This window comes from Streptomyces cyanogenus, from assembly GCF_017526105.1.
Lineage (GTDB): Bacteria > Actinomycetota > Actinomycetes > Streptomycetales > Streptomycetaceae > Streptomyces > Streptomyces cyanogenus.
This window is the reverse complement of sequence record NZ_CP071839.1, coordinates 6,300,001-6,312,205: the sequence shown is the minus strand read 5'-3', so window position 1 is coordinate 6,312,205 and position 12,205 is coordinate 6,300,001. Positions and strand designations below refer to the sequence as shown.

Below are 12,205 nucleotides of genomic sequence, written 5' to 3'. Positions count from 1 at the left end.
CCGCAACTGCGGTCGGGGCGTGGGTCAGTTCTGCGAGGGCACCGAGGCACCCGCGCCGTCCGAGCCCGGCTCCAGCGCGTCGAGAGCGCGGCGCAGCCCGGTGAGCTTGCGCTCCAGATGAGCCGCCGTGGCCACCGCCGCCGCGTCCGCGGAGTCGTCGTCCAGCTGCTTGGACAGCGCCTCCGCCTGCTCCTCGACGGCCGCGAGCCGCGCGGACAGCTCGGCGAGCAGCCCGGCCGACTCCTTGCCGGCGGCCCCGCCCTTGCCGCCGCCCTCCAACTGCAGGCGCAGGAGCGCCGCCTGCTCTCGGAGCTGGCAGTTCTTCATGTACAGCTCGACGAAGACCGAGACCTTCGCGCGCAGCACCCACGGGTCGAACGGCTTGGAGATGTAGTCCACCGCGCCCGCCGCATAGCCCCGGAAGGTGTGGTGCGGGCCGTGGTTGATCGCCGTCAGGAAGATGATCGGGATGTCCCGGGTCCGCTCGCGCCGCTTGATGTGCGCGGCGGTCTCGAACCCGTCCATGCCCGGCATCTGGACATCCAGCAGAATGACCGCGAAATCGTCCGTGAGCAGTGCTTTGAGCGCTTCCTCCCCGCTCGATGCCCGAACCAGCGTCTGATCGAGCGCAGAGAGGATGGCCTCCAGCGCCAGCAGATTCTCCGGCCGGTCATCGACCAGGAGGATCTTGGCCTTCTGCACCATGGCCCGCCCTCCTCGCCCCGGCGGTACACCGGGCGCCGCCCCAGGGGACGACTCCCTTTCGCCGCCCGTCCTTGTGCCGGTCATCGTAGCCGCACCCCGCCTGTCGCCACACCCTGTCACCGCGATGTCACTGTGCACGTACCGGAAACGCGGCCGAGCCCCGGACAGTTCCCGGAATCCGGCCTTCCGCGCGCTTCCGGCCTTCATCATGCAGCAACTCCCGGCACCCGCCGGAGGTTCCCCCGGCATGTGCCGCATGCCCGGCCGCGCCGCCGGCCATGCTCACTCCGCACTCATCCACTGGCGCATCACCGCCAGCAGGTGGTCCGGGTCGACCGGCTTGGTGACGTAGTCGGACGCCCCCGACTCGATCGCCTTCTCCCGGTCGCCCTTCATCGCCTTCGCCGTGAGCGCGATGATCGGCAGCCCCGCGAACTGCGGCATCCTGCGGATCGCGGTGGTCGTCGCGTACCCGTCCATCTCGGGCATCATGATGTCCATCAGGACGACCGCCACGTCGTCGTGCTGCTCCAGCACCTCGATGCCCTCGCGGCCGTTCTCGGCGTACAGCACCGACAGGCCGTGCTGTTCCAGGACACTGGTGAGCGCGAACACGTTGCGGATGTCGTCGTCGACGATCAGCACCTTCTCGCCGCCGAACCGCACCGCGCGGCCCTGCTGCGGCGCACGCTCCTGCTCCGGGACGGCCGTCCACTGCTCGGACCGCTGCGTCTCCTGCGGCAGAGTCCGCCGCCGGCGCCTGAAGAGCGCGGCGGGACCGTTCTGCGTCTCCTGGTACGACTTCACCTCCGCCGGCGTCTCGATCTCCGCCGCGGACAGCTCGGAGGACAGGCGCGCCTCGGTGGCGGCGACCAGGTCGCCGGCCTCCAGCGCGGGCACGGACTGCTGGTAGCCCTGCGGCGGCAGTTCGCTCGGGTGCAGCGGCAGGTACAGCGTGAACGTCGAACCGCGGCCCGGTTCGCTCTGCGCGTGGATCTCGCCGCCGAGCAGCTGCGCGATCTCCCTGGAGATCGACAGGCCGAGGCCGGTGCCGCCGTACTTGCGGCTCGTGGTGCCGTCCGCCTGCTTGAACGCCTCGAAGATCACCCGCATCTTGCTGGCCGCGATGCCGATACCGGTGTCCGTCACCGAGAACGCGATCAGCGGCCCGTCCGGATCGGTCAGCGAACCGGCCTCCAGCAGCTGCTCGCGGATGCCCGCCGGCACGGCCGCGCCGGCCGGCCGGATCACCAGCTCCACCGACCCGGAGTCGGTGAACTTCACCGCGTTCGACAGCAGGTTGCGCAGCACCTGCAACAGCCGCTGCTCGTCGGTGTGCAGGGTGGCCGGCAGCTCCGGGGAGACCCGTACGGACAGGTCCAGGCCCTTCTCCGCGGTCAGCGGACGGAAGGTGGCCTCGACGTAGTCCACGAGCTGGACGAGCGCGATGCGCGTCGGCGAGACGTCCATCTTGCCCGCCTCGACCTTCGACAGGTCCAGGATGTCGTTGATCAGCTGGAGCAGGTCGGAACCGGCGCCGTGGATCGTCTCGGCGAACTCCACCTGCTTCGGCGAGAGGTTGCCCTCGGCGTTGTCCGCGAGCAGCTTCGCCAGGATGAGCAGCGAGTTGAGCGGGGTGCGCAGCTCGTGCGACATGTTGGCGAGGAACTCGCTCTTGTAGCGCATGGAGACCGCGAGCTGCTCGGCGCGCTCCTCCAGGACCTGCCGGGCCTCCTCGATCTCGGTGTTCTTCACCTCGATGTCCCGGTTCTGCCGGGCCAGCAGCTCGGCCTTCTCCTCCAGCTCCGCGTTGGAGGCCTGCAGCGCCTTCTGCCGGTTCTCCAGCTCGGCCGACCGCTCCCGGAGCTGCTCGGTCAGCTCCTGCGACTGCTTGAGCAGCTGTTCGGTCTTGGTGTTGACCGAGATGGTGTTGACGCTGGTCGCGATCATCTCGGCGATCTGGTTGAGGAAGTCCTTCTGGATCTGCGTGAACGGCGTGAAGGACGCCAGCTCGATCACGCCGAGCACCTTGCCCTCGAACAGCACCGGCAGCACGATCACCTGCGCCGGCGGCGCCTCGCCGAGCCCGGAGGAGATCTTCAGGTAGCCGCTGGGCGCCCGGTCCACGAGGATCGTGCGCTTCTCCTGGGCGGCCGTGCCGATCAGCGCCTCACCGGGCCGGAACGACGTCGGCATGGAGCCCATCGAGTAGCCGTACGAGCCCAGCATCCGCAGCTCGTAGTCGTCCTCGCCGTTGCCGACGTCCTTGCCGTCCATCAGGGGCATCGCCAGGAAGAACGCGCCGTGCTGCGCGGACACCACCGGCGTCAGCTCGCTCATGATCAGCGAGGCCACGTCCTCCAGGTCCCGGCGGCCCTGCATGAGGGCGGAGATGCGGGCCAGGTTGCCCTTGAGCCAGTCCTGCTCCTTGTTGGCGATCGTGGTGTCCCGCAGGTTGGCGATCATCTTGTTGATGTAGTCCTGCAGCTCCTGGATCTCGCCGGACGCGTCCACGTCGATCTTCAGGTTCAGGTCACCACGGGTCACCGCGGTCGCCACGCGCGCGATGGCACGCACCTGCCGGGTCAGGTTCCCGGCCATCTCGTTCACGGACTCGGTCAGGTCGCGCCAGGTGCCGTCGACGTCCCGCACGCGGGCCTGACCGCCCAGCTGGCCTTCCGTGCCCACCTCACGGGCCACTCGCGTGACCTCTTCGGCGAAGCTCGACAGCTGGTCAACCATCGTGTTGATCGTCGTCTTCAGCTCAAGGATCTCACCGCGGGCGTCAATGTCGATCTTCTTGGTCAGGTCACCCTTGGCGATCGCCGTGGTGACCATGGCAATGTTCCGCACCTGACCGGTCAGGTTGGACGCCATCTGGTTCACCGACTCGGTGAGGTCCTTCCAGGTACCGGCCACACCGGGCACATGCGCCTGACCGCCCAGGATGCCGTCCGTACCCACCTCGCGGGCCACCTTGGTGACCTGGTCGGCGAACGAACTCAGCGTCTTCACCATGGTGTTGATGGTGTCGGCGAGCTGCGCGACCTCGCCGCGCGCCTCGATCGTCACCTGCCGCGTGAGGTCACCGTTGGCGACCGCCGCGGCCACCTGGGAGATGTTCCGCACCTGCATGGTCAGGTTGTTGGCCATCAGGTTGACGTTGTTGCTGAGGTCCTTCCAGATACCGGTCACGCCCGGCACGTGCGCCTGACCGCCCAGGATGCCCTCGGTACCCACCTCACGGGCCACCCGGGTCACCTGCTCGGCGAAGCTCGACAGCTGATCAACCATGGTGTTGACCGTCGTGACGAGCTCAAGGATCTCACCCTTGGCGTCAACAGTGATCTTCTTCGACAGGTCACCCTTGGCGACCGCCGTCGTCACCTCGGCGATGTTGCGCACCTGGATGGTCAGGTTGTTCGCCATGAAGTTCACGGACTGCGTGAGGTCCTTCCAGGTGCCGGAGACACCCTGCACCTCGGCCTGACCGCCGAGGATGCCCTCCGTACCCACCTCACGGGCCACCCGCGTGACCTCCTGGGCGAACGACGACAGCTGGTCGACCATCGTGTTCAGGGTGTTCTTCAGCTCCAGGATCTCCCCGCGCGCGTCCACGGTGATCTTCTGCGAGAGGTCACCACGCGCCACGGCCGTGGCGACCTGCGCGATGTTGCGCACCTGGGCCGTCAGGTTGCCGGCCATGCCGTTCACGGAATCCGTCAGGTCCCGCCACACACCCGCGACACCCGGCACCTGCGCCTGACCGCCGAGGCGGCCCTCCGTACCCACGTCCCGGGCGACCCGGGTCACCTGGTCGGCGAAGGCGGACAGCTGATCGACCATCGTGTTGATCGTGTTCTTCAGCTCGAGGATCTCGCCGCGCGCGTCGACATCGATCTTCTGCGACAGGTCACCGCGCGCCACCGCCGTCGTCACCTGGGCGATCTGCCGCACCTGGGACGTCAGGTTGCCGGCCATGAAGTTGACGGAGTCCGTCAACTCCTTCCACGTACCGGAGACGCCGTCCACCCGCGCCTGACCGCCGAGGCGGCCCTCCGTACCCACGTCCCGGGCCATCCGCGTCACCTGGTCCGCGAAGCTCGACAGCTGGTCCACCATCGTGTTCACGGTGTTCTTCAGCTGGAGCATCTCACCGGACACGTCCACGGTGACCTTCTGCGACAGGTCGCCGTTGGCCACCGCCGTCGTCACCTGGGCGATGTTGCGCACCTGCCCGGTGAGGTTGCGGAACGCGGTGTTGACGGAGTCCGTCAAGTCCTTCCAGGTACCGGCCGCCCCCGGCACCTGCGCCTGGCCGCCCAGCTCACCCTCGACACCGATCTCCCGCGCGACCCGCGTCACCTCGGCACCGAACGCCGACAGCTGGTCCACCATCCCGTTGACGGTGTTCTTCAGCTCCAGCATCTCGCCCGCCACGTCGACGGTGACCTTCTGCGACAGGTCACCACTGGCGACCGCGGTCGTCACGGCGGCGATGTCCCGCACCTGCGTGGTCAGGTTCCGGAAGACCGTGTTGACGGAGTCCGTCAGGTCCTTCCAGGTCCCGGCCGCCCCCGGCACGTTCGCCTGCCCGCCGAGCCGGCCCTCCGCGCCGACCTCGTTCGCCACCCGGGTGACCTCGTCCGCGAAGATCCGCAGCGTCTCGGTCATCTGGTTGATGGTCTCGGCGAGCTGCGCGACCTCCCCGCGCGCGGGGACGGTCACCTTCTGCGACAGGTCACCGTTCGCGACCGCCGTCGTGACCTGAGAGATCCCGCGCACCTGCGCGGTGAGGTTCCCCGCCATCGTGTTGACGGAGTCGGTCAGCTCCTTCCACACGCCGGCGACCTCGGGCACCTGCGCCCGGCCGCCCAGGATGCCCTCGGTACCCACCTCCCGGGCCACTCGCGTGACCTCGGAGGAGAAGGCCGACAGCTGGTCCACCATCGTGTTGACGGTGTTCTTCAGCTCCAGCATCTCGCCGGCGACATGGACGGTCACCTTCCGGGACAGATCACCCTTGGCGACCGCCGTGGTCACCAGCGCGATGTCGCGCACCTGGGCGGTCAGCCGGTCCGCCATCGTGTTGACGGACTCGGTCAGGTCCTTCCACGAACCGGACATACCGCGCACCCGGGCCTGACCGCCGAGCTTGCCCTCGGTGCCGACCTCGCTGGCCACGCGCGTGACCTCGTCCGTGAACGTCGACAACTGGTCGACCAGGTTGTTGACGGTGCGGCCGACCTTCAGGAACTCACCCCGCAGCGGATGGCCCGCGCCGTCGTCCGGCGCCTGCGTCCGCAGCTCCATCCGGGGCGACAGATCGCCCTCGGCGACCGCCGTGAGCACCCGGCTGACCTCGGACACCGGCCAGACCAGATCGTCCACCAGCGCGTTGGAGTGGTCGATGGCCGCCGCCCACGAGCCCTCGCAGGCCCCCGTCTCCAGCCGCTCCGTGAGCTTTCCCTCACGTCCCACCATGCGCCGCACCCGCGCCAGCTCACCGGTCAGATGCAGATTCCGGTCGGCCACCTCGTTGAAGACGGCCGCGATCTCCGACATCACACCGTCGCCGGACACCGTGAGCCGCTTGCGGAAGTTCCCGTCCCGCATCGACACCAGAGCCGCCAGCAGCCGGTTCAGGGCAGCCGTGTCCACGGCGGTGGTGCCGCCGCTCCTGCCCAGGGACGGTCCGCCTTTCGCGCGCGTCTTCGTGCCTCGCGTCGCCGCGCCAGACTCCACTGTGTCCCTCCCGGAGGGGTAGACCGTTACTGCTGTGCTCGGCCGCTTCGGCCCCGGCGTGCCGGTCATCGGCATACCGGTTACTTCCGCGTACCGGTTACTGCTGCGTATATCTGCCAGACGGGATCCGGCCACACCAGGCTCTGCTGCCCGCCGTACACGGAACACACGCAGCCCGACCCGACCTCCATCAGAAGCCTGCCCAGTGTTTCACCCCGGCCGAACCAGGCCATAACAGTTCGGCACCTTCGCACATCGTCCGCACACCCTGGGGGCGTAAACACCTCCGACCGGCATCCGCTCGGACGGCGAAGGTAAGTAACCTTGCATGCGGCTGTCCAGCCGCACCGGTCCGACCGGCCTGGGCGGTGGCACGAGTACGAGCGGGCATCGGAGGGGCGGCCGGACACCATGACCACCGGACTGATCCCCGGGGGACAGCCCCCGGAGCCACAGCCGACGGGCGAGCCGATGCCGCAGCAGCGGCGCGAGCCGGCCGGCCCCGCAGCCCTGCATGTCGACAACCGGCCGAGGAGTTCTGTGATCACCGCGCGCGCGGCTGCCAGTTTCGAGCCCGTCGGACGATCGGTCGCGACCGCCCGGTCCTTCGTCCGCGACACCCTCCAGGGCTGGGGCTTCGCCGACATCGTCGACGACGCGGTCGTCCTCACCAGCGAACTGGTGACCAACGCCGTCGTCCACGCGGGCACGCACGCGGACCTGCTGTGCCTGCGCACCGAGGACGGCGTGCGCATCGAGGTCTCCGACCGCTACCCCGAGCGCGAGGTCCCGCTCCAGGGCTCCCCCGCCACCATGGGCAGCCCCGACCGGGAGGGCGGCCGCGGCCTCCAGCTCTGCGCGGCCCTGGCCACCCGCTGGGGCGTGGACTACACCCCCACCCACAAGAACGTCTGGTTCCACCTCGACCTGCCCGAACGCCCGGTCGGCACCCGCACCGCCGGACCGGCCCTGCCCGCCGACCTCCTCCCCCTGGCCGACGGCCGGGTCCGCGTCGCCGTCCTCCAGGTCGACCGGAAGGGCGGCATCAGCGCCTGGAACGAGGACGCGGAGGAACTGTTCGGCTACCCGGCGGCCGCCGTCATCGGCAAACCCCTCACCGAGCTGGCCGCCTGGCCGCACACGCCGGGCACCGGCACCGGCATCGCCGAGGCCCTCCAGCTCTCCCGCTGGGAGGGCACCTACGGCATCCGTGGCGCCGACGGCCGGGTGGCCCAGGTGTACGCCTCCCACCTCCGGGTCCGTGACACCGGCGGCGAACCCTCCACCGTCTGCCTCCTGGTCCGGGACCACGAACGCGCCGTCCTGCAGACGCCGTCCCGCGTCCCGGCCACCGACCAGTCCCCGGCCTCCGACGGGCAGAACGCCGACCCCTTCGAGGTGTTCATCGGCTCCCCCGCCCCGGACGACCTCGACGGCCTCCTCCAGCGCACGGTGGAACGCGCCCGCGACATGCTCGACGGCGACTCCGCGTTCCTGCTGCTCGCCACCGACGACGAGACGGAGCTAGAGGTCCGCGCCTCCACCGGCCTGCCCTCCGCCCGCCAGCGCTTCGCGCGTGTGCCCGTCGAGGCGGGCCCCGGCCGCTACGGCTCCGCCCGCATGCCCGCCGTCCACGACGACCTCGCCGCCGTCCCCGGCGCCGTACCCCTGCTCGCCGGCACCGGCATGCGCTCGGTCGTCACGGTCCCGCTGAAGGTCGAGGGCCGCCTCACCGGCTCCCTCGGCGTCGCCGCCGAGGCGCCCGGCCGGTACACCAACGAGGAGGCGCTGCGCCTGCAGTTCGCCGCCGACCGCATCGCCCTGGCCGTCGAGTCCGCCCGCCTCGGCGAGCTGGAACGGCTGCGCCGCGGCTCCCTCAGCTTCCTCGTCGAGGCCTCCGACCTGCTGGCCGGCACCCTGGACCGGGACCAGACGCTGGCCCTGATGGCCCAGATGACGGTCCCGACGCTGGCCACCTGGTGCGCGGTGTACACCATCGCCGACCAGGCATCCGAGCCCTACCTGTCCTACGTCCTGCACGAGGACGAGGAACTCATCGACGGCATCAAGTCGTTGCTGTCGAAGATCCCCCCGCCGGACCCGGTACCGACGCCCGGCGCCCGCGTGTGGACCGCTCCCGCCGAGGTCGCCCACCAGGCGGCCCTGCGCAGTTCCATGCGCAGCCTCGGCCTGGCCGGCGGCCCCACGCACCGGGTCTCCTCCGGCATCGGCCCGACGCTCGCCACTGCCTCCGCGGTCGGCGGCGAGACGGTCGTCCTGCCGCTCGTCGCCCGCAACCGCGTCATCGGGATGCTGACCCTCGGCAAGCCCACCGACGAGCACTTCCGGCAGGAGATCCTGGAACTGGCCGAGGACCTGAGCCGCCGGGCCGCCCTCGCCCTGGACAACGCCCGCCTCTACTCCGAGCGCACGGCCATCAGCCAGTCCCTCCAGCGCAGCCTGCTCCCGCCGGGCCTGCCGCAGATCGACGGCGTGGAGGTCGAGGTCATCTACCGTGCGGCCGGCGAGGGCAACGAGGTCGGCGGTGACTTCTACGACCTCTTCCCCATCGGCAACGGCGCGTACGGCTTCGCCATCGGCGACGTCTGCGGTACGGGCCCCAACGCGGCGGCCGTCACCGGCCTGGCCCGGCACGCCCTGCGCCTGCTGGCCCGCGAGGGCCTGTCCGGCCCGGCCGTGCTGGAGCGCCTGAACTCCGCGATCCTCGACGAGGGCGACCGCAGCCGCTTCCTGACCCTGCTCTACGGCGAGCTGCGCCCGCAGGAGGACGGCAGCGCCGAGCTGAAGGTGGTCTGCGCCGGCCATCCGCTCCCGCTGCGCCTGCGCCAGGACGGCACGGTGACGGCGGCGGCCGAACCGCAGCCGCTGCTGGGCGTCATCGAAGACCTGGAGCTGTACGAGGAGACGGTCAGCCTCGACCCGGGTGACGTCCTGCTCTGCGTCACGGACGGCGTCACCGAACGGCGGGAGGGCACGCGCATGCTGGGCGACGACGGCCTCGCCGACGTCCTCACGACGTGCACGGGTCTGACGGCGGGCGCGGTCGCGGCCCGCATCATGCGCGCGGTCGAGCGCTTCGCCTCGGACGCCCCCTCAGATGACATGGCCATTCTGGCGATGCGGGTTCCGGGCATCCACAAGGAGGCGTGAGGAAGCACGAAAAGGCCCCACCCGAAAGGGTGGGGCCTTTTGTCGGAGCCCCCAAACGGAATCGAACCGTTGACCTTCTCCTTACCATGGAGACGCTCTGCCGACTGAGCTATAGGGGCCTGTCGTTTTCGAGGTTTCCCTCGCGGCGACGAAGAAACTGTACCCCGAGCGGGCCTCAGTTCCCAAATTCGTTCGGTGCCCGGTCAGAAGGCGGGCTGAAGCAGACCGCCCAGGGCGTTGCAGGCGGACACGACACGGTGCATCTCCCGCTTGGTGAGCGCGGCGTCCACGGGCAGCGCCAGCGTCTCGTCGGCGGCCGCCTCGGTCTCCGGCAGCGACACGTACCGACGGAACTCCGGCAGCCGGTGCACGGGCGTCTTCACCGGCACCCGGCACTCGACTCCCCTGGCCCGCAGGGCCCGTGCGAAGGCGTCCCGGTCCGGCCGGCCGTTGCCCGGCACCCGCACGACGTACTGCTGATAGGTGTGCCCGGCCCCGCCGTCGGGCGTCCGTACGCCCTTCAACTTGGCGTCGAGATAGGCGGCCCGCTGCCTGCGCTGCGCTATCTCGTCGTACGGCGCCTCGGACTCGCCCTGCTCCAGGACCAGCAGCCCGTGCCGCTGCCCGAGCGCGTGCAACCGCCCGATGTCGGCACGCCGGCCGAAGCGGTGTACGGCAACGACCGCCGCCGTACGGGACGTTACGGCCGCCTCGACCGCGTCCGCGTCCAGGCAGTAGGTCACCGGGTCTATGTCGGCGAACACCGGGAGCGCACCGGTCAGGGTCACGGCCTCGGCGACCTCGACGTTCCCGAAGGCCGGTACGACGACCTCGTCACCGGCTCCGACGCCGGCGGCCCTGAGCATTGCTGCAGTTCCCATGTCTGGGATGCTGGGCGCGCAACGTGAACTTCACGTTACGCACAACAGAAAAAGGCCGGACCCCGAACCGAAGTTCAGGATCCGACCTTTCAAAAATTGTTCGGCGGCGTCCTACTCTCCCACAGGGTCCCCCCTGCAGTACCATCGGCGCTGTGAGGCTTAGCTTCCGGGTTCGGTATGTAACCGGGCGTTTCCCTCACGCTATGACCACCGAAACACTATGAAACAATCAACAACCGTTGGCTGTTCGTGGTTTCAGAACCAACACAGTGGACGCGAGCAACTGAGGACAAGCCCTCGGCCTATTAGTACCGGTCACCTCCACACGTTACCGTGCTTCCAGATCCGGCCTATCAACCCAGTCGTCTACTGGGAGCCTTACCCCATCAAGTGGGTGGGAGTCCTCATCTCGAAGCAGGCTTCCCGCTTAGATGCTTTCAGCGGTTATCCCTCCCGAACGTAGCCAACCAGCCATGCCCTTGGCAGAACAACTGGCACACCAGAGGTTCGTCCGTCCCGGTCCTCTCGTACTAGGGACAGCCCTTCTCAAGACTCCTACGCGCACAGCGGATAGGGACCGAACTGTCTCACGACGTTCTAAACCCAGCTCGCGTACCGCTTTAATGGGCGAACAGCCCAACCCTTGGGACCGACTCCAGCCCCAGGATGCGACGAGCCGACATCGAGGTGCCAAACCATCCCGTCGATATGGACTCTTGGGGAAGATCAGCCTGTTATCCCCGGGGTACCTTTTATCCGTTGAGCGACGGCGCTTCCACAAGCCACCGCCGGATCACTAGTCCCGACTTTCGTCCCTGCTCGACCCGTCGGTCTCACAGTCAAGCTCCCTTGTGCACTTACACTCAACACCTGATTGCCAACCAGGCTGAGGGAACCTTTGGGCGCCTCCGTTACCCTTTAGGAGGCAACCGCCCCAGTTAAACTACCCATCAGACACTGTCCCTGATCCGGATCACGGACCCAGGTTAGACATCCAGCACGACCAGACTGGTATTTCAACGACGACTCCACAAACACTGGCGTGCCTGCTTCACAGTCTCCCAGCTATCCTACACAAGCCGAACCGAACACCAATATCAAACTGTAGTAAAGGTCCCGGGGTCTTTCCGTCCTGCTGCGCGAAACGAGCATCTTTACTCGTAGTGCAATTTCACCGGGCCTATGGTTGAGACAGTCGAGAAGTCGTTACGCCATTCGTGCAGGTCGGAACTTACCCGACAAGGAATTTCGCTACCTTAGGATGGTTATAGTTACCACCGCCGTTTACTGGCGCTTAAGTTCTCAGCTTCGCCCACCCGAAAGTGAGCTAACCGGTCCCCTTAACGTTCCAGCACCGGGCAGGCGTCAGTCCGTATACATCGCCTTACGGCTTCGCACGGACCTGTGTTTTTAGTAAACAGTCGCTTCTCGCTGGTCTCTGCGGCCACCCCCAGCTCACGGAGTAAATCCGATCACCAGGCGTGGCCCCCCTTCTCCCGAAGTTACGGGGGCATTTTGCCGAGTTCCTTAACCATAGTTCACCCGAACGCCTCGGTATTCTCTACCTGACCACCTGAGTCGGTTTAGGGTACGGGCCGCCATGAAACTCGCTAGAGGCTTTTCTCGACAGCATAGGATCATCCACTTCACCACAATCGGCTCGGCATCAGGTCTCAGACTATTGCCAGGCGGATTTACCTACC

At 68.2% G+C, this 12,205-nt stretch carries 4 protein-coding genes, 1 tRNA gene and 2 rRNA genes (1 of these 7 cut by a window edge); 1 reads left to right on the top strand and 6 read right to left on the bottom strand.

Annotated features, from left to right (window positions below; translation table 11 throughout):
• Positions 1 to 24 precede the first annotated feature (24 nt).
• Both S1361_RS28500 and S1361_RS28495 read right to left on the bottom strand, forming a co-directional pair.
• Positions 25 to 705, bottom strand: a complete 681-nt coding sequence (locus S1361_RS28500) for a response regulator (RefSeq protein WP_208034761.1) — start codon at positions 703 to 705, stop codon at positions 25 to 27.
• A 282-nt stretch (positions 706 to 987) separates the two neighbouring features.
• Positions 988 to 6,450: a HAMP domain-containing protein gene (locus tag S1361_RS28495; protein WP_208034760.1), complete on the bottom strand. Its 5,463-nt coding sequence runs from the start codon at positions 6,448 to 6,450 to the stop codon at positions 988 to 990.
• A gap of 411 nt (positions 6,451 to 6,861) precedes the next feature.
• Here S1361_RS28495 and S1361_RS28490 point away from each other — a divergent pair, with 411 nt between their 5' ends.
• A complete protein-coding gene (locus tag S1361_RS28490) occupies positions 6,862 to 9,621 on the top strand; it encodes a SpoIIE family protein phosphatase (protein WP_208034759.1) in 2,760 nt (919 codons plus the stop codon).
• Between the two features lie 46 nt (positions 9,622 to 9,667).
• Here the strand turns inward: S1361_RS28490 and S1361_RS28485 are convergent.
• The 4 genes from S1361_RS28485 to S1361_RS28470 form a co-directional block, all read right to left on the bottom strand.
• Positions 9,668 to 9,740: transfer RNA gene (locus S1361_RS28485), tRNA-Thr, on the bottom strand.
• An 84-nt stretch (positions 9,741 to 9,824) separates the two neighbouring features.
• Complete coding sequence (locus S1361_RS28480; protein WP_208036805.1) at positions 9,825 to 10,487, bottom strand: DegT/DnrJ/EryC1/StrS family aminotransferase; 663 nt, start codon at positions 10,485 to 10,487, stop codon at positions 9,825 to 9,827.
• 113 nt (positions 10,488 to 10,600) lie between these two features.
• Positions 10,601 to 10,717 (bottom strand): 5S ribosomal RNA (gene rrf, locus S1361_RS28475).
• A 70-nt stretch (positions 10,718 to 10,787) separates the two neighbouring features.
• Positions 10,788 to 12,205, bottom strand: a 23S ribosomal RNA gene (locus S1361_RS28470); it runs 1,703 nt beyond the window's last position.

Bases quoted from the DNA above. Each gene is read 5' to 3' on its own strand.
- S1361_RS28480 (WP_208036805.1), bottom strand. From the start codon at position 10,487: ATGCTCAGGGCCGCCGGCGTCGGAGCCGGTGACGAGGTCGTCGTACCG.
- S1361_RS28490 (WP_208034759.1), top strand. From the start codon at position 6,862: ATGACCACCGGACTGATCCCCGGGGGACAGCCCCCGGAGCCACAGCCG.
- S1361_RS28500 (WP_208034761.1), bottom strand. From the start codon at position 705: ATGGTGCAGAAGGCCAAGATCCTCCTGGTCGATGACCGGCCGGAGAAT.